At 70.5% G+C, this 17,589-nt stretch carries 17 protein-coding genes; 5 read left to right on the top strand and 12 right to left on the bottom strand.

Annotated elements, in window-relative coordinates; all coding sequences use genetic code 11:
- Positions 1 to 50: 50 nt before the first annotated feature.
- Complete coding sequence (locus AC5RVZ_RS09955; protein ID WP_494065592.1) at positions 51 to 2,135, bottom strand: NAD(+) synthase; 2,085 nt, start codon at positions 2,133 to 2,135, stop codon at positions 51 to 53.
- 128 nt (positions 2,136 to 2,263) lie between these two features.
- On the opposite strand from AC5RVZ_RS09955, the gene AC5RVZ_RS09950 reads away from it, so the two are divergent.
- Together AC5RVZ_RS09950 and AC5RVZ_RS09945 are read left to right on the top strand one after the other, a co-directional pair.
- Positions 2,264 to 5,836, top strand: coding sequence for a TM0106 family RecB-like putative nuclease (locus AC5RVZ_RS09950; RefSeq protein WP_494065591.1), 3,573 nt, complete (start codon positions 2,264 to 2,266; stop codon positions 5,834 to 5,836).
- A 41-nt stretch (positions 5,837 to 5,877) separates the two neighbouring features.
- On the top strand, positions 5,878 to 6,198 hold the full coding sequence (locus tag AC5RVZ_RS09945; protein ID WP_494065590.1) for a DUF3467 domain-containing protein: 321 nt from the start codon (positions 5,878 to 5,880) through the stop codon (positions 6,196 to 6,198).
- Positions 6,199 to 6,364: 166 nt separating this feature from the next.
- Here AC5RVZ_RS09945 and upp read toward each other — a convergent pair whose 3' ends face one another.
- Complete coding sequence (gene upp, locus AC5RVZ_RS09940; protein ID WP_494065589.1) at positions 6,365 to 6,997, bottom strand: uracil phosphoribosyltransferase; 633 nt, start codon at positions 6,995 to 6,997, stop codon at positions 6,365 to 6,367.
- 92 nt (positions 6,998 to 7,089) lie between these two features.
- Between upp and AC5RVZ_RS09935 the strand changes: the two genes are divergently transcribed.
- On the top strand, positions 7,090 to 7,521 hold the full coding sequence (locus AC5RVZ_RS09935) for a nucleoside deaminase (protein WP_494066268.1): 432 nt from the start codon (positions 7,090 to 7,092) through the stop codon (positions 7,519 to 7,521).
- A gap of 160 nt (positions 7,522 to 7,681) precedes the next feature.
- Here AC5RVZ_RS09935 and AC5RVZ_RS09930 read toward each other — a convergent pair whose 3' ends face one another.
- The 5 genes from AC5RVZ_RS09930 to AC5RVZ_RS09910 all read right to left on the bottom strand — a co-directional run bounded on the left by AC5RVZ_RS09930 (position 7,682) and on the right by AC5RVZ_RS09910 (position 11,997).
- Positions 7,682 to 8,611, bottom strand: coding sequence for an LLM class F420-dependent oxidoreductase (locus AC5RVZ_RS09930; protein WP_494065588.1), 930 nt, complete (start codon positions 8,609 to 8,611; stop codon positions 7,682 to 7,684).
- Between the two features lie 53 nt (positions 8,612 to 8,664).
- Positions 8,665 to 9,630 (bottom strand): cation diffusion facilitator family transporter, encoded by a 966-nt coding sequence (locus tag AC5RVZ_RS09925; RefSeq protein WP_494065587.1) that lies wholly within the window; start codon positions 9,628 to 9,630, stop codon positions 8,665 to 8,667.
- A gap of 32 nt (positions 9,631 to 9,662) precedes the next feature.
- Positions 9,663 to 10,775: an alpha/beta fold hydrolase gene (locus AC5RVZ_RS09920; RefSeq protein WP_494065586.1), complete on the bottom strand. Its 1,113-nt coding sequence runs from the start codon at positions 10,773 to 10,775 to the stop codon at positions 9,663 to 9,665.
- Between the two features lie 132 nt (positions 10,776 to 10,907).
- The gene (locus AC5RVZ_RS09915; protein ID WP_494065585.1) at positions 10,908 to 11,576 is read right to left on the bottom strand and encodes an SRPBCC domain-containing protein; all 669 of its coding nucleotides are present in this window, start codon (positions 11,574 to 11,576) and stop codon (positions 10,908 to 10,910) included.
- A gap of 1 nt (position 11,577) precedes the next feature.
- Positions 11,578 to 11,997 carry an ArsR/SmtB family transcription factor gene (locus AC5RVZ_RS09910; protein ID WP_494065584.1) on the bottom strand — a complete coding sequence of 140 codons (420 nt, stop codon included), beginning with the start codon at positions 11,995 to 11,997 and terminating at the stop codon, positions 11,578 to 11,580.
- A gap of 69 nt (positions 11,998 to 12,066) precedes the next feature.
- Between AC5RVZ_RS09910 and proC the strand changes: the two genes are divergently transcribed.
- Positions 12,067 to 12,912: a pyrroline-5-carboxylate reductase gene (gene proC, locus AC5RVZ_RS09905; RefSeq protein ID WP_494065583.1), complete on the top strand. Its 846-nt coding sequence runs from the start codon at positions 12,067 to 12,069 to the stop codon at positions 12,910 to 12,912.
- 20 nt (positions 12,913 to 12,932) lie between these two features.
- Here the strand turns inward: proC and AC5RVZ_RS09900 are convergent, their stop codons facing one another.
- From AC5RVZ_RS09900 to AC5RVZ_RS09890, 3 genes are read right to left on the bottom strand one after another with little or no spacing between them, the layout of a single operon-like run.
- Positions 12,933 to 13,136 (bottom strand): hypothetical protein, encoded by a 204-nt coding sequence (locus tag AC5RVZ_RS09900; protein ID WP_494065582.1) that lies wholly within the window; start codon positions 13,134 to 13,136, stop codon positions 12,933 to 12,935.
- Positions 13,137 to 13,160: 24 nt separating this feature from the next.
- Entirely contained in the window at positions 13,161 to 13,832 is a 672-nt protein-coding gene (locus AC5RVZ_RS09895) for a potassium channel family protein (protein ID WP_494065581.1), read from the bottom strand.
- Entirely contained in the window at positions 13,825 to 15,273 is a 1,449-nt protein-coding gene (locus tag AC5RVZ_RS09890; protein WP_494065580.1) for a TrkH family potassium uptake protein, read from the bottom strand. Before AC5RVZ_RS09890 ends, AC5RVZ_RS09895 begins: the two co-directional genes overlap by 8 nt.
- 75 nt (positions 15,274 to 15,348) lie before the next feature.
- Here AC5RVZ_RS09890 and AC5RVZ_RS09885 point away from each other — a divergent pair, with 75 nt between their 5' ends.
- Complete coding sequence (locus tag AC5RVZ_RS09885; RefSeq protein WP_494065579.1) at positions 15,349 to 15,762, top strand: ArsR/SmtB family transcription factor; 414 nt, start codon at positions 15,349 to 15,351, stop codon at positions 15,760 to 15,762.
- A gap of 13 nt (positions 15,763 to 15,775) precedes the next feature.
- Here AC5RVZ_RS09885 and AC5RVZ_RS09880 read toward each other — a convergent pair whose 3' ends face one another.
- Both AC5RVZ_RS09880 and AC5RVZ_RS09875 read right to left on the bottom strand, forming a co-directional pair.
- The gene (locus AC5RVZ_RS09880; RefSeq protein ID WP_494065578.1) at positions 15,776 to 16,582 is read right to left on the bottom strand and encodes an ABC transporter permease; all 807 of its coding nucleotides are present in this window, start codon (positions 16,580 to 16,582) and stop codon (positions 15,776 to 15,778) included.
- Positions 16,579 to 17,502: an ATP-binding cassette domain-containing protein gene (locus tag AC5RVZ_RS09875; protein ID WP_494065577.1), complete on the bottom strand. Its 924-nt coding sequence runs from the start codon at positions 17,500 to 17,502 to the stop codon at positions 16,579 to 16,581. Before AC5RVZ_RS09875 ends, AC5RVZ_RS09880 begins: the two co-directional genes overlap by 4 nt.
- Positions 17,503 to 17,589 lie beyond the last annotated feature (87 nt).

Genomic DNA, 17,589 nt, shown 5'->3' with positions numbered 1-17,589 from the left:
GGGTGGACAGCTCCGGCGGTGCGCGCTAACCGCGACCGCGGTGGCAGCGGTCACTCCTCCACGAGTTCGGGCAGCGCCGCCTTCAGCTCGGCGATCCACGCGTTCGCATTGCCGTCGGAGGGCGCACGCCAGTCGCCGCGGGGCGACAGCGATCCGGCGGGCGAGACCTTCGGTCCGTTGGGGATCGCGGAGCGCTTGAACTGCGCGAAGGCGAAGTAGCGCTTCAGGAACACCTGCAGCCACTTCACGATCGTGGGCAGGTCGTAGGCGTACCGGTCCTCGTCGGGGAATCCCGGGGGCCATGCGCCGGCGTCGGCATCCCGCCACGCGTGCCACGCGACGAAGGCGATCTTCGACGGACGGAACCCGAAGCGGAGGATGTTGTAGAGCGCGAAGTCGTGCAGCGCGTAGGGACCGATGCGCTCCTCCGTGGACTGCATCTTCCCGTCCTGGCCTGCCGGCACCAGCTCGGGGGAGATCTCGGTGTCGAGCACCGACTGCAGCACGGCCGCCTCGGTGTCGTCGACGCCCTCCCGATGGGCGATCACCCAGCGGATGACGTGCTGGATCAGCGTCTTGGGGACGCCGGCGTTGACGGCGTAGTGGCTCATCTGGTCGCCGACGCCGTACGTGGCCCAGCCGAGTGCCAGTTCCGACAGGTCGGAGGTCCCGATGACGAGGCCCCCGTTCTGGTTGGCCAGGCGGAACAGGAAGTCGGTGCGGATGCCGGCCTGCACGTTCTCGAAGGTCACGTCGTGCACCGGCTCCCCCTGGGCGAACGGATGCCCGATGCCTTGCAGGATCTCCGTGGCCGCCGGCCGGATGTCGATGGTCTCGATCCTCGCTCCGACGGCCTCGGCGAGGGCGATGGCGTTGGACTTGGTGTGCTCGCTCGTGGCGAAGCCGGGCATCGTGTACGCCAGGATGTCGCTGCGCGGTCGACCCATGCGGTCCATCGCCCGCGCGACCACCAGCAGTGCATGCGTGGAGTCCAGACCGCCGCTGACTCCGATGACCGGCTTCGGGTCGCCGATCGCGCGCATGCGCTGCACCAGGCCGGAGACCTGGATGTTGAACGCCTCGTAGCAGTCCTGTGCGAGCCGGCCGGGGTCGTCGGGGACGAAGGGGAACCGGTCCAGCGGCCGGCGCAGGTCGATCTCGTCCGCCGGCGGGTCCAGCTCGAAGTGCACCGTCCGGAAGATCCCGTTCGTGGCGGCCAGGGGCGAGGCATCCGTCCCCAGGGTGCGTCGGTTGTCGTCGAACGTGCCCTGCCGCAGACGCTCCTGGCGCAGACGGTCCAGGTCGATGTCGGCGATGGACGCCCGGGGGCCGTCGGGGAAGCGCTCGGTGTCGGCCAGCAGGAGGCCGCCCTCGTAGATCATCGTCTGCCCGTCCCACGAGACCTCGTTCGTGGACTCGCCCATGCCGGCTGCCGCATACGCGTATGCCGCGAGGCAGCGCAGCGACTGCGATTGGCACAGGGTGTTGCGGTCCTCGGCGCGCGCGATCGTGATGGGACTGCCGCTGAGGTTGAGCAGCACCGTCGCTCCTGCCAGTGCCGCCCGCGACGACGGCGGGATCGGGACCCAGTAGTCCTCGCACACCTCCGCGTGCACGACGAGCCCGGGAACGTCCAGTGCCTCGAAGAGCAGGTCGGGTCCGAACGGCGCCTCGAGCTCTCCCACCCGGATGTCCTGGCCGCACTGGTCGTCGCCCGGGGCGTACCAGCGCCGCTCGTAGAACTCGCGGTAGTTCGGCAGGTACGACTTCGGCGCCACACCGAGCAGCTCGCCCCGGTGGATCACGACCGCGCAGTTGTAGAGGCGGTTCCGGTGGCGCAGCGGCGCGCCCACCACCAGCATCGGCAGCAGGTCGAGGGATGCCTCGACCAGCCGCTCGATCGCCTGCTCGACCGCGTCCAGGACGGCGTCCTGCATCACGAGGTCCTCCAGCGAATAACCCGTGAGGCACAGCTCCGGGAACACCGCCACGGCGACCGACTCCGCGTCGCACGCGTGCGCCGACGCCAGCACCGCGTCGGCGTTCGTGGCGGGGTCGGCGATCGAGACGGGGATGGTGCAGGCGGCGACGCGGGCGAACCCGTGACGGTACACGTTCTCGAACGGCAGGGTCATGCGCCCAGTCTGTCAGTCCCGTGTCGCCGCCGGGCAGGGGTTGCGCTCGGCGCTGCAGCCCCGGCGCGGGACCGGGTGCCCGGAGGTGTCGGACGCCGCGATTAGGGTCGATGAGGAGAAGGGCGGGTATGCGATACATCGAGGACGAGGGCCGGATCGTCTGGAGCGCCAGCGATCTCAAAGCGGCGGCGGAGTGCGAGTTCGCGTGGCTCCGTGCGATCGACGCGAAGCTGGGCCGGATCGCGCCGGTCGAGGAGCCCGAGGACCTCACGCTCGAGCGCGCCGGCCGCCTCGGCACCGTCCACGAGCAGCGCGTCCTCGCCGACTACGTCACGCGCTTCGGGGACGGGGTCGTGGAGATCCCCGAGACCCGCTCCTCGGATGCCGCCGGCCTCGCGGACGCGGTCGCCCGGACCAATGCGGCCCTCGCGTCCGACGCGGACGTCATCTACCAGGCGGCGTTCTCGACGGACGACTTCGTCGGCTTCGCGGACTTCCTCGTGCGGGACCGAACCGAGCCATCCGCGCCGTGGATCGTGCAGGACACCAAGCTGGCCCGCCACGCGCGCGTCACCGCGCTGATGCAGTTGGCTGCATACGTCGCCCAGCTCGACAGGCTCGGCATCCCGCGGTCCGGCCGCGTGCAGCTGCTCCTGGGCGACGGCAGCGTGAGCGAGCATGAGGTCGATGACCTCATGCCGGTGTTCGGTCTGCGGCGAGAGCGGCTGGCCGCGCTCATGGCCGATCGGCGGGTCGACCTCGGCGTGGGCGGCGAGCCGATCGCGTGGGGTGATCCGCGCGGCGAGCTGGGCGTCGTGGCGTGCGGCCGGTGCGCGACATGCGACGCCGAGGTCGTGGCATCCCGCGACCTGCTCCTCGTGGCCGGCATGCGGCCCGTTCAGCGCGAGCGCCTCCGCACCGCGGGGATCACGACGATCGACGAGCTCGCGGAGGCGACGTCGTCGCCGGCCGGCATGAACCCCGATGCCTTCCGCATGCTCACCACCCAGGCGCGCCTGCAGCTGGCGAGCCCCGCGGGAACGCCGCCGCTCGTGGTGCGGCGTGCCCATGGCGCCGACGAGGACGGCACGGAGCCGGATGCCGCTCCCGCGGTCCCGATCTTCGAGGTGGTCGCCGCCCACGCCCTCGCCGCCCTGCCGCGGCCCGACCACGGCGACCTCTTCTTCGACTTCGAAGGGGACCCGCTGCACACCGAAGCGAACCCGCCGGGTCGCGAGGGCGAGCCGACGCGGTGGGGCATCGACTACCTCTTCGGCTGGGTCGACACCCGTGAGCAGTACACGGCGCTGTGGGCGCACTCCTTCGACGACGAGAAGCGTGCTCTCGAGACCTTCCTCGACATCGTCCACCTGCGGCGCCAGCAGTACCCCGGCATGCACATCTACCACTACGCGCCGTACGAGCCGACGCACCTGCTCGCGATGGCGGCGCGCCACGGGGTCCGGGAGGCGGACGTCGACCGGCTGCTGCGCGACGGCGTCTTCGTCGATCTGTACCCGGTCGTGCGGCGCGCGCTGCGGGTGGGATCCCGGTCGTACTCGATCAAGAAGCTCGAGCCGCTGTACATGGGCGCCGAGGTGCGGACCAGCGACGTGCAGAAGGGCGACGAGTCGATCGTCCGGTACGTCCAGGCCCGCGCGCTGCTCGCCGACGGCGACCGGGCCGGAGGGGAGGAGATCCTCGCCGACCTCGCCGACTACAACCGCTACGACTGCGTGTCGACCCTTCGCCTGCGCGACTGGCTGGTGGACCGCGCCCGCGAGGCGGGTCTGCGCCCGTCGCCGAACCCGGAGCCCGGGGAAGCCGTCTACGAGCCCTCCTCGCGCGCGCAAGCGCTGGAGAGGCTCGCCGCTGAACATCCCGAGGACTCTGTCCAAACCCAGACCCTCCGGCTCGGTGCGGCGGCGATCGACTACTACCCGCGCGAGGCGAAGTCGTTCTGGGCGACCCACTTCCTGCGCCTGCGGGAGCCGGTGTCGCTGTGGGAGGAGACCCGCGACGTCGTGGTCCTCGACCCGGCCCGCAGCCGCGTGCTCGAGGATTGGCATCGCGAGGAGGGGCACCGCACCGACAGCCGTGTGCTGGAACTGCGCGGCGAGCCGGCGCCGGGAACGCGCCTGAGTGAGGGTGCGAGCCCGTTCGCGCTGTACGAGCTGCCGGCGCCGTTCCCGTTCGAGGGGTCGCCGCGATGGATCCATGCCGACCATCGCGTCACCGTGCGTGAGGTCCTCGAGGATGGCGCGATCGTGGAGGAGCACGCCGTCGAGGGGTTCACCTGGTCCGAGCTCCCGATCGCCCTGACACCCGCCTCTCCGCCGCGCGCGCTCAACCAGCAGGTGGCGATCGACGCCTGGGCCGACAGCGTGATCGCCGCCGCTCCGGATCTCCCCGCCGACCCGGCGACCGACATCCTGTGCCGTCGCCCTCCGCGCACCGTGTCGGGAGCGCTCGCGGAGTCCTCCGGCGATGACGTGGACGCCATCGTGCAGGCGGTGGCCGATCTCGACCGGAGCTACCTCGCTGTCCAGGGCCCGCCCGGCACGGGCAAGACGTACGTGGGTTCGCACGTCATCGCGCGGCTCGTGCGGGAGAAGCGGTACCGGATCGGTGTGGTGGCGCAGTCGCACGCGGTCATCGAGAACATGCTCGACCGGGTCGTCGCAGCCGGTGTGCCCGCCGAGCTCGTCGGCAAGGCGCCGAAGGACGAGGCGGCCACCGTCGCCTTCACACCGCTGCGGAAGAACGCCGTCGCCGAGTTCGCCGCCGCGCACGCCGACACCGGCTTCGTCCTCGGCGGCACCGCGTGGGACTTCAGCCACGAGGGACGCATTCCACGAGGAAGCCTCGATCTGCTCGTGATCGACGAGGCGGGTCAGTTCTCGCTCGCCTCCACCATCGCCGTCTCGCTCGCCGCCTCCCGCCTGCTGCTGCTCGGCGACCCGCAGCAGCTGCCGCAGGTCAGTCAGGGCACGCATCCCGAGCCGGTGGACACATCGGCTCTCGGGTGGGTCATGGACGGCTCCGACGTGATCCCGCCCGAGTACGGGTATTTCCTGGCTCGCTCGTGGCGCATGCATCCCGCCGTCGCCGCCCCCGTCTCGACGTTGTCGTACCGGGGCGAACTCGCGGCGCAGCCGCTGACAGCGCTGCGGTCCATCGACGGCATCCGGCCGGGCCTGCGCCCGATCGCCGTCCGTCACCATGGCAACGCCACGCAGTCGCCGGAAGAGGCGGCGGTCGTCGTCGAGCTCGTGCGCGACCTCATCGGCCGCGCCTGGACCGACATCCGCATCGGCGAACGAGGCGAGGCGGAGCGGTGTCCTGCCCGCCCGCTGGAGCCGAGCGACATCATCGTCGTCACGCCGTACAACGCCCAGCAGCTCCTGGTCGAGCAGGCGCTCGCCCGGGCCGGCTATCCGACGGTGCCGGTCGGCACGGTGGACCGCTTCCAGGGCCAGGAGGCCGCCGTCGCCATCGTGTCGCTTGCGGCGTCCTCGGGTCGCGACGCGCCGCGCGGCCTGGAGTTCCTGCTGCTGCGCAACCGTCTGAACGTCGCGATCTCCCGCGCCATGCACACCGCGTACCTCGTGCACGCGCCGGCCCTCCTCGACGACCTCCCGCACACCCCCGAAGGTGTCGCCCGGCTCAGCGGCTTCGCACGTCTTGTGGGGCGCGGGTGACCGGCGCGTAGACTCGCGACAAGCCGGCGACAGGGGGAGTTATGGCCGACGAGGCACCGCGGCAGTTCGAGATCGACCTTCCGCCCGAGCACATCGGCGGCGCGTACGCCGACTTCGCGAACGTGTGGCACACGCCCACGGTGTTCGTGATGGACTTCCTCACCCTGGCCCAGCCGCCGCGCGAGCACGTCGACGTCGACACCGGGCAGCGGCAGACCATCGTCCCCGCTCGCGTGGTGAGCCGCATCCGCATCCCTCCCGAGCAGGTGTTCGAGCTCGCGAAGGCCCTGACCCAGCAGCTGGAGTTCTGGGAGCAGGAGACCGGCCGTCGCAGCGACCAGGGTCCGCCGCTCGGGGACTGACGGGCGCGCGGTTGCAGCTAGGCATCCATCACGCATCTGTCAACCCCGTAGGGGGGTGGATTCGGCGATCGTAGCCTGACAGGGCGTCCGAGGGGCGCTGGCGCGGCATCCGTTCGGCGAGGGGCGGGTGTCGCGCCCTTCCCCGGGGTCTGATGCTGAGCTTCGCTCAGACGGTGCCGTAGAGCCGGTCGCCGGCGTCGCCGAGGCCCGGGACGATGTAGCCCTTCTCGTTCAGGCGCTCGTCGAGGGCGCCGAGGACGAGAGTGACGTCGCGGCCGTCGACCTGCTTCTCGATCGCGGCCACCCCCTCGGGAGCGCCGAGCAGGCAGATGGCCGTGACGTCCTGCGCACCTCGTCGGAAGAGGAACTCGATCGCCGCGCCGAGCGACCCGCCGGTGGCGAGCATCGGGTCCAGCACGAAGCACTGGCGGTCGCTGAGGTCCTCCGGCAGACGCTCCGCGTAGGTCGACGGCTCGAGCGTCTCCTCGTTGCGGACCATCCCGAGGAACCCCACCTCGGCGGTCGGGATCAGTTTGACCATGCCTTCGAGCATGCCCAGGCCCGCGCGCAGGATCGGCACGACGATCGGCCGCGGCTCCCCGATCTTGACGCCCATCGTCTTGGTCACCGGCGTCTGGATCTCGATCGGCGCCACCCGCACATTGCGCGTCGCCTCGTACGCCAGCAGGGTCACGAGCTCCTCGGTCAGCTGGCGGAACACCGGCGACGAGGTGCGCGCGTCGCGCAGCACCGTGAGCTTGTGGGTGATGAGAGGGTGGTCGGCGACGTGCAGGCGCATATGCCCAGGGTAGTCCGTGAGCGGCGGCGGGCCCGGTGCCCGTCGAGGTCTACGCTCGTGCTGTGCACGTCCTCCCTGCCGACACCGCCGCAATGGAAAGGGCCCTCGCCCTGGCGGCCGACGCCGGACGGGCGGGCGACGTCCCGGTCGGGGCCGTGGTGACGGATGCCGCCGGCACGGTGATCGGCGAGGGGCGCAACCTTCGCGAGCTCACGCATGACCCGACCGCGCACGCCGAGGTCGTCGCGCTGCGGGAAGCGGCCGTCGCCCGGAAGTCCTGGAACCTCGAGGGCTGCTCGCTGGTGGTGACCCTCGAGCCCTGCGTCATGTGCGCGGGCGCGGTGCTGCAGTCACGCGTGTCCCGCTTGGTGTTCGGCGCCTGGGACGACAAGGCGGGGGCCGCAGGCTCGGCGTACGACGTCGTCCGCGACCGGCGGCTGCCGTATCGCGCCGAGGTGGTCGCGGGCGTGCGCGAGCAGGAGGCATCCGCTCTGCTGCGGTCGTTCTTCGAAGCCCGTCGCTGACCCGCCCACGCGCATCCTCTCGTCGAGACCGTACGGTCTCGACGAGAACGTATGTCCTCCGCGTCGGTTGCCTGCGTCCTCGACGAGACCGTGCGGTCTCGACGAGGAGGGACGGGGACGGGACGGCGACGTGGGGGGGAGCGGGGGAGGGAGAGCGGGGTCAGCGGGGGAGGTGCGGGAGCACGTCGGATCCGAGGAACTCGACGTGCTCGACGTCCTGCAGATCCATCAGCTGGAAGTACACCCGCTGCGCGCCCAGCGCCGCGAGCCGCTCCACCTTCGCGACGATCTCGTCCCGCCCGCCCACGATGTTGGTGGCGCCGCGCAGCTGGTCGACCGTGCGGCCGATGTTCGCGGCTCGTCGGTCCAGATCGGCGGCGGATGCCCCGGCCAGGGTCGGCAGGGCGACGCTGAGCTCGAGCGAGCCCGGGTCGCGGCCGACCCGCTCGCAGGCGGCGCGGACGCCGGCGAACTTCTCGGCGATGACGTCCTCGGGCTGGAAGCCGATGTTGAACTCCGTCGCGAAGCGCGCCGCGAGCTCAGGCGTGCGCCGGGGACCGGCTCCTCCGACGATGACGGGCACCCGATCCTGCACGGGCTTCGGCAGCGCGGGCGCGTCGTTCAGGCGGTGGTGCTTTCCCTCGAAGCTGTACGACCCGCCGACCGGTGTCGACCACAGCCCCGTCACGATCTCGAGCTGCTCCTCGAGGATGTCGAACCGCTTCGGCGGGAACGGGATGCCGTAGGCCTGGTGCTCCCGCTCGAACCAGCCGGTGCCGAGGCCCAGCTCGGCGCGGCCGCCCGACATCGCGTCGACCTGCGCCACCTGGATGGCCAGCACGGCGGGCACCCGATACGTCACCGATGAGACGAGGGTGCCCAGGCGGATGCGCGAGGTCTCGCGCGCGAGGCCGGCCAGAGTCGTCCACGCGTCGGTGGGACCAGGCAGCGGGTCGCCCTCGCCCATCCGCAGGTAGTGGTCCGAACGGAAGTACCCGTCGAAGCCCAGGCGTTCCCCGGTCTGGGCGAAGGCCAGCTGGTCGTCGTAGCTGGCACCCTGCTGCGGTTCGGTGAAAAGGCAGTACTCCACGTCTCTCCTGGCTCGTCGGCGTGCGGGGTGGGGCGTCGGCGGCCCGGAGCGGCTCAGTCCGCGGACTTGATGAAGAACTCCTCGGTTGAGGGTGCCGGGTCGCTGCCGGGGCGGTAGATGTCCGGCTCGAAGTAGATGACGCGTGCGGTGGCCACCGCCTGCCGCACCCGGGTCTCGATGCGGTCGATGTCGGAGGCGACGTGGGCCAGCGGCGAGTCGCCCGAGAAGGCCAGCTTGGCGGCCACCATGAGCTCGTCGGGCCCGAGGTACAGCGTCTTGATGTGGATGATCTTGTGGACCTCGGGACCATCGAGGATCGCGTCGACGATGCGATCGTGGTCGGCATCGGTCGCGCCCTCGCCCACCAGCAGGCTCTTCGTCTCGATGCCGAGCGTGATCGCCACGAGGATCAGCAGCGACCCGATCATGAGGGTGCCGATCGCGTCGAAGACCGGATTGTGCGTGATCGCCGTCATGCCGACGCCGAACAGCGCGAAGACGAGCCCGATCAGCGCCGCGATGTCCTCCAGCAGCACGACGGGAAGCTCGGGAGCCTTGGCGCGCCGCACGAACGCGACCCACGATTGACCCTTCGGGCGGACCAGGTTGCTCTCCCTGATCGCGGTGCGCAGCGAGAAGGATTCGAGCACGATGGCGACGACGAGCACCACGATGGGGATCCACACGTTCTCGACCTCGTGCGGATGGGCCAGCTTGTCGACGCCCTCGTAAATCGAGAACAGACCACCGACCGAGAACAGGATGATGGCGACGACGAACGCGTAGACATAGCGCTCCCGGCCGTACCCGAACGGGTGCTCGCGGTCCGCGCGACGCTTGGCCCGCCGGCCGCCGAGCAGCAGCAGGAGCTGGTTCCCCGAGTCGGCGACGGAGTGGATGGCCTCGGCGAGCATCGACGCGGAGCCCGAGATGATCCAGGCGATGAACTTCGCCAGCGCGATGCCCATGTTGGCCAGGAAGGCCGCGATGATCGCCTTGCCGCCGCCCGAAGCACTCATGCGTCGAGTCTAGGATGCCGCGCCACGGCCGGTCAGTCCGACGAGCGCAGGATGATCGCCTCCGTCGCCGGCGCGGGCTCGGCGGGTGAGCCGACGTAGCCGATCACTCCGAGGAGCGCCCGCCGGAACTCCGCCGGCCGTTCCAGGTGCGGCGAGTGGCCGACGCCGTCCATCGAGATCTCGGTCACGTCGCCGCCGGCATCGGCGTAGCGCCCCAGCACGTCCCGGGTCTGCGCGATCATCTCCTGTGCGGGGGCGACCTCGGCTCCGGGCCAGCCCGGGATGATGCCGAGCTGACCGAGGTGGTTGAGGTCGTAGAAGGAGGCATCCGACACGATCGCGTCGGCGGTGCCGTGGATCCACAGGATCGGGGGCTTCTGGGCGAGGTCGACGATCCCCGACACGTCGAAGTACTTCGGGGCCATGGTGTTGAGCACGCCGATCCTGCCGGCGGCGAAGCCGGGCCAGTTCTCGCTCGGTGCGGCGTCGCCGGGGTAGTTGCCGGTCGCGGTGGACGTCGTGAGCATGGATGCGACCCACACGTCTTCGTGATCGGTGTGGAAGCCCGATGCCACGTAGCCCGAACGGAAGACGCTGCGTGGTGACGTGGGGGCCTCGTCGGAGGTGTCCTTCTCGCTCAGCCGTCGCACGAAGTCGGGGTTGGCGCCGCCGCCGCCGCATCCCGCGTCGTCGTCGGTCAGGCGCGTGCCGTCGCGGCGCGTGCCGCCGAAGCCGTACGGCGACACCGGAGCCTGGAGCGTGAGGCTCAGCACGGGGTGGTCGAGCGCGTACTGCAGGATCACGCCGCCACCCATCGACCATCCCACCAGGTGCGCGGTCGGAATGCCGAGCGCCTCGAGCGTGGCGTGTACATCGTCGCTGAAGTCGCGCACGCCGCGGGTGGCGTCGACCGGAGCGTGCTCGGTGCCGCCGAAGCCGCGGAGATCGATCGCGAGCACCCTCAGGTCGCCGGGGAGATCCTGCATGATCTCCTGCCAGAACAGCGCCGACGAGACGTTGCCGTGAATGAAGACCACTGTCCGTTCCGGCGGCGTGGCCGGATCGTCTCCGGCGCGCTCGAGCACGTTCACCGTCAGGCGCGCCGTCTCGATCAGACGTGCGGTGATGCCGTCGAAGAGGGTCATGTCGGGTGCCTCCCCAGGTCCTGCGGAGGCACCGGCGCCGCCGCTGCCTCGACTATAGCCCGGCGGAGCGCGGTGTGGTGAACCGCCTTTCAGGTTCGGGATGCCACCGGCTGCGGCATCCCGAACCGCCGGTCATTCCGCGGCCGCGCTCTCCTGGCCGGTGAAGAACGCGTACGTGTTGTCGGCAGCGCGAGCGGCCTCCTGCGGGTCCGCGCCGCTGGCGGCGTGCGCGTGACCCCAGGCCGTCGCCGCCGCGCGGTGGAAGGCGCGGCCTTCCTCGGATGCCGCCCATGCCTCGGCATCCTCGGGCGTCACGCTGGCGTCGCTGGAGAGGTGAAGGGCCAGGCCCAGCAGACCGCCGTCCCAGCCGACGCCGGTCGCGCCGGGGCCGTAGAGCTCCCAGAAGCCCTCCGGCACGTCGTCGGCGCGGGCGCTGTGGGTCAGTTCGAGCCGCGTGGACCGCTCATCCACCTCCTGCAGAACGACCTCGACCCACGAGATCCCGCCGCCGTACTCCCATGTGATGCGGTAGCCGGCTCGTCCCTGCGCCGGCGGAGTGCACGCGAGCACCTCGCCGCCGGCGTTGCCCACGAGCTGATACCGACCGCCGAGCCGGGCCTCGCCCTCGACCGGCAGGAACCAGCGGGCGATCCGGTCGGGATCGGTGACGGCGTGCCACACGTCGTCGATGGGCGACGGGTACGTCTGCCCGAGCTGCTGCACCCGGATCGGCGTGCCATCCTGCTCCTCCGTGCGCACGGAGCGGTCGACCGCCTGGATCTGCGCGTTCACGTCCACCATGTCAGTTCTCCTTGTCGTCGGTGGTGTCGTCGTTGTCGTCTGTGTCGTTCGCCGCCGCGGATGCCTCGTTCGCCGGCGCGGCGCGGTCCTCCGCGAGCCGCCGCTGCCGGCGGCCGCGGGCGAGCTCTGTGCCCAGCGCGTCGAGCCGCGGCTGCCAGAATCGCCGGAACGGATCGAACCACGACGCCGCGGCCTCCAGCTGGTCAGGCTCGAGTGCGTAGATGCGACGCGTCCCGTCCGCGCGCACCAGCGCGAAGCCGGATTCTCGAAGGACCCGGAGGTGCTGCGACACCGCCGGCTGCGAGATGCCGAACTCGCGCTGCACGATCTCGCCGATGTCGCCGGCGCTGCGCTCGCCGTCGGAGAGGAGCTCGAGGATCCGCCGCCGGACCGGATCGCCCAGAATGTCGAGAGCGTGCACGGATCCATTGTTGCGCCGAAGCTTATATAAGTCAACGCTCAACTAGTCGCACGATCGTAGGATGACGCCATGGTGTTCGACGCGTTCCCACTGCCTCCGCTCGCGATCCTCGGCGCCGGCGCGATGGGCGGTGCCATCGTGCGCGGGCTCGTGGCATCCGGCCTCGCCACCGGCGGCGTCAGGGCCACCAACCGCTCGCGGGCGAAGGCGGCGGAGCTCGCGGGACTCGACGGCGTCGAGAGCATCGCCCTGGAGGAGCGGCCGTCGGGGAACACGGATGCCGCAGCTTCGGCCGACATCGTCCTCATCGGTGTGAAACCGGCGATGGTGCCGGACCTCCTCCGCGAGATCGCCCCGGTCCTGCGACCGGGAACGATCGTCGTGAGCCTCGCCGCAGGTGTCACGATCGCGACCTTCGAGGAGATCCTCGGCCCCGACGTCGCCGTGCTGCGCTCGATGCCCAACACTCCGGCGCTCGTGGGGAAGGGAGTGACGGGCCTCGCCGCCGGAACCGGAGCCGATTCCGACGCGGTGCACGTGGTGCGGCGGCTCTTCGAGACGGTCGGCACCGTCGTCGAGGTGCCCGAGGCGCAGATCGACGCGCTCTCGACGATCTCGGGATCCGGTCCGGCGTACGTCTTCCTGCTCGTGGAGGAGTTCACGGCAGCGGCGGTCGCGAAGGGCTTCCCGCTCGAGCAGGCGCGGATCCTGGCCGAGCAGACGTTCATCGGCGCCGCGGTGCTGCTCGAGGCCTCGGGGGAGGAGCCCGCCGAGCTGCGCCGGCAGGTGACCAGTCCCAAGGGCACGACCGAGCGCGCGATCGCGGTGCTGCAGGATGCCGCTCTCGACGAGGTGTTCGGCCGCGCCACCGACGCGGCGCTCGCCCGTGCCCGCGAGCTCGCGGCCGGCGCGTAGCGCCCGAGCGGCGCCTCTCGTCAGCTGGAGTCGGCCTGGTCCATCCACCACTCGGTGAACGACGACGCCCGACCGTCGTCGGCGAGGCGCACCACCCAGAGGTTGCTGTACGTGGTCCCCGACGAGTACGCCGGGCCGCGTCGTCGGATGCTCAGGCGCGGCGGTAGCCGTCGAGCCAGCGCTCGGCGTCGGCGATGGTCTGCTCCCGCTCGGTCATGGCGCAAGTCTGCCCCGCGCCGCCGACATGGTCAGCGGTCGAGGGCGGCGAAGCGCTCGATGTCGGAGTTGGTGCCCGAGACGATGATGAGGTCGTGGTTGGTGATGACCGTGTTGGCCTCGGCGTAGCGGAAGGGCTTGCCGGGGCTCTTCACCCCGACCACGGTGACGTTGTACTTGGTGCGCACCCCGGATTCGTTCAGTCCGACCCCGCGGACGAACTTCGGCGGATACATCTTGGCCAGAACGAAGTCGTCGTCGAAGCGGATGAAGTCGAGCATGCGGCCACTGACCAGGTGGGCGACGCGCTCCCCGGCTTCGCGTTCCGGGTAGATGACGTGATTCGCCCCCACGCGAGCCAGGATCTTGCCGTGCGACTGCGACACCGCTTTCGCCCAGATCTGCGGGACCTTCAGGTCGACGAGATTGGCGGTGATGAGGACGGATGCCTCGATCAGCGACCCCACGGCGACGACGGCCACCTGGAAGTCCTGGGCGCCGATCTGCCGCAGCGCGTCGATGTTCCGGGCGTCGGCCTGCACGGCGTGCGTGACGCGCTCGGACCACTTCTGCACGAGCTCGAGACTCTCGTCGATCGCGAGCACCTCGCGGTCGAGCCGGTCCAGCTCGCCGGCGCAGGCGGCGCCGAAGCGTCCGAGTCCGATCACGAGAACGGGCGCGTCGCCTCTGATCCGCTCAACCAACGATGGGCCTTTCCACGGGCAGCGAATACAGCTGCGTACGGGATGTCGCGGCCACCGCGGCGGCCAAGGTCACTGTACCAACGCGACCCATGACGATCGTGATCGCGAGCACGATGGCGGCGGAATCCGGCAGGTCCGCGGTCAGTCCCGTGGAGAGCCCGACCGTCGCGAAGCCCGAGATCACGTCGAACAGGACGTCCCCGAGGTCGGCTTTGGTGATCTGCGTGATGATGATCGTCGCGACCGCGACGATGGTCGCCCCCCACGCGACGACGGAGAGCGCCACGCGCAGGACGTCGCTGGGGATGCGTCGTCCGAACACCTGGTTGGACGCCCGGCCCTTCGCCTCGGACCACACGGCGAGGGCGATGACCGCGAGCGTGGTCACCTTGATGCCGCCGGCCGTCGACGCCGACCCGCCGCCCACGAACATCAGCATGCAGGCCACCAGCAGACTCGACTGATTGAGCTCGCCGATGTCGAGGATCGCGAAGCCGCCCGAACGCGTCATCGCCGAGAGGAAGAACGCCTGGAAGGTGGTGTCCCACGCGTCCTGGGTGCCGAGGGTCAGCAGGTTGTCGTACTCGAGCACGAGGAACGCGACGCCGCCGAGGAGGAACAGCGTCGCGGTCGTGATGAGCGTCAGCTTGGTGTGCAGCGACCATCGCCGCACGTGCCACAGGTGCTTGCGCAGGGTGTAGATGACCGGGAAGCCGATCGACCCGAGGAAGACTCCGGCCATGAGGACCGACAGGAAGAAGTAGTCGTGCGCGAAAGGCGCCAGGCCCTCGGCGTTCGGGGTGAACCCCGTATTGGTGAAGGCCATCGCCGCGTAGTACGGCGCCTCCCAGAGCGCGGTATGCCACGGCACGCCCGCCACGATCAGTCCCGGGTACAGGAGCACCGCGACCACCGCCTCGATGACGAGCGTCGACAGTGCGACCGTCGCCAGGAGGCTGCCGATCTGTCCCAGCTGCACGGTCTGACTCTCATTGACCGGACCGCCGTGCGAACGCAGCGGATTGGTGTCGCTGGCGGCGATGAGCTTGGCCCGCAGCCCCAGACGCCGCGAGATGACCAGACCCAGGATGGACGCCATCGTGAGCACGCCCAGCGCGCCGATCTGCACCCCGATGAAGACGAGGACGTGCCCGAACGGCGACCAATGCGTCGCCATGTCGAGGGTGGCCAGGCCCGTCACGCAGATCGTCGACACCGCTGTGAAGAAGGCATCGGTGAAGGGGGTGACCTCGCCGTCCTCGGCGGCGATCGGCAAGGAGAACAGGGCGGTGAAGACGAGGATCAGCCCGACGTAGATCAGGATCGCGAATCGGGCAGGCGACCGCTGCGTCAGCTCCCGGAAGTACTCCAGGACGGCATGTCCGACTCGACGCAGGCGGTCCGCGGCCGTCGCCGGGGTGACGCGCCTGCCATTCGACATGCGGGTCCTCCTGTAGCGAACGGTCCGGCGGTCGTCATCATGGTACTCCGCAGGGCTCCCGACTAATCTGAGCACATGGCGGACATCTTCGACGTGATTGCGGACGGCACGCGTCGCGACATCCTGCGACTTCTGCTCGATCGGTCCTCCGCCGGAGAGCGCGGCACGAGCGTGTCGCACATCGTCCTGGAACTCGGAGCCAGCCAGCCGACGGTGTCCAAGCACCTCAAGGTGCTGCGGGACGCGCGCCTGGTCTCGGTGCGCGAGGAGGGCCAGCACCGCTACTACAGCCTGTCGGCCGCTCCCCTGGACGAGGTCGACGACTGGCTGGTGCCCTTCCTCGGCAACGGCACGCAGGAGCAGGTGAGCACGCCGTCCGCCGGCCTGCCGGATTCAGCCGCGCATGCGGCCGAGGTTGTGGGCCGGGCCGCGGCATCCGCCAAGCATGCCTTCGAGACGGCCCTCAAGCGTCTCCCCGGCCGCCCCTGACACCGCCACCCTCTCAGCGCCTCCCGGCCTTGCGCCGGAACAGCCACGCGCCCCAAACGAACGAGACCGCGAGGATCGCGAGGCACCAGCCCACCGCCCACCACGGCGACTGTCCCATGGCGGTGCCCATGAGAAGACCGCGGATCGTCTCGATGATGGGCGTCACCGGCTGGTTCTCGGCGACCCACCGCAGCCACTCGGGCATCGTCTGGACCGGCACGAAGGCGCTCGAGAGGTACGGCAGGAACAGGATGACGAAGCCGTAGCCGTTGGCCGCCTCCGGGCTCCCGGCCGCAAGGCCGATCGCGGCGAACAGGTAGGTGATGGTCAGGATGTACAGGGCGATGACGCCGACCGCGCCGATCCAGCCCCAGACGTCGGCCGTGGGCCGGAATCCGAGCAGCAGCGCCACGGCGATGACGATCCCGGTGGCGAGCAGATTGCGCAGCAGGCTGGCGACCACATGCCCGGTGAGCACGGCACTCGCGCGCAGCGGCATGGTGCGGAACCGGTCGATGATGCCGGCTTTCATATCGTTCGCGACGTACACCGCGGTGGAGGCCGCACCGAAGCCGGCGCACAGCAGCACGATGCCGGGGACCACGTAGTCGACATAGCCGCCGGACGGATCCAGCGCGCCTCCGAAGACGAACGTGAACAGCAGCATCAGCAGCACCGGCAGCATGATCGCCATGAGGGCGGACTCGCCGTCGCGCAGCGAGTGACGGAGGCTCCGGGTGACGAAGACGGCTTCGGCGGTCAGGCCCGAGATGCGCGGGCGCAGCGCGGGCGCAGAGGGCGCCGGAACGGACGTGGTCATGCGATCTCCTTGAGGTCGGCGTCGGCGCGGGGGCCGCGCGGGCGGTCGGATGAGGTCAGTGCGAGGAAGACGTCGTCGAGCGTGGGACGACGCAGCGACACGACGCCCTCCGCGCCCGACTCGTCGAGCTGGTCGAGCGCCCGTCGCAGGCCCGAGACGGTGCCGTCGGTGGGCACTTCGCGCACGAGGGCGCCGTGCGCGTCGCGAAGCTCGACGGTGTCGCCCCCGATGCGCGCCTTGAGCGAGGACGCGGTCCCGATCGCGACCACCCGCCCGCCGTCGAGGACGGCGATGCGGTCGGCCAGCTGGTCTGCCTCCTCGAGGTACTGCGTGGTCAGGAACACGGTCGTGCCGGCGTCGGCGAGGGAGCGGATGACGTTCCACAGCTCGCGTCGGCTGCGGGTGTCCAGACCTGTCGTCGGCTCGTCGAGGAACAGGATCTCGGGGGTGACGACGAAGCTCAGCGCGAGGTCGAGCCGGCGGCGCATGCCGCCGGAGTAGGCGCCCACGCGTCTGCCGGCGGCATGGGTGAGGTCGAACCGTGCCAGCAGCTCCGCAGCCCGGCCGCGTGCGGCGCGGGCGGAGAGGCCCGACAGCCGCGCCAGCATCGCGACGTTCTCGGTGCCGGTGAGCCCGTCGTCGACCGCTGCGGCCTGGCCGGTGAGGCTGATGCGCTGCTTCACCGCGTCGGGATGCCGGGCGACGTCGACGCCCGCCACGGTCGCCGTGCCGGCGTCAGGGCGCACCAGGGTGGTGAGGATGTTGATCGTCGTGGTCTTGCCTGCGCCGTTCGGACCGAGGAGGGCGAGGATCTCGCCGCGCCGCACGGTGAGGTCGAGGCCGTCCAGGACAGTGTGGCGACCGAAGGCCTTGCGCAGGCCCCGGACGTCGATGGCGGGCTCCGGCAGTGTCTCGGGCATCGCGGCATCCTTTCGGTGTACGTCTAAAACTGTTTACGACAGTAACTGTTTATGACCGTAACACACTGTTTACGTCTTATACAGTCT

This window comes from Arthrobacter sp. Cza30, from assembly GCF_059090765.1.
Note: the sequence above shows the minus strand (reverse complement) of the source record. Positions and strands in the feature narration are given on the sequence as shown.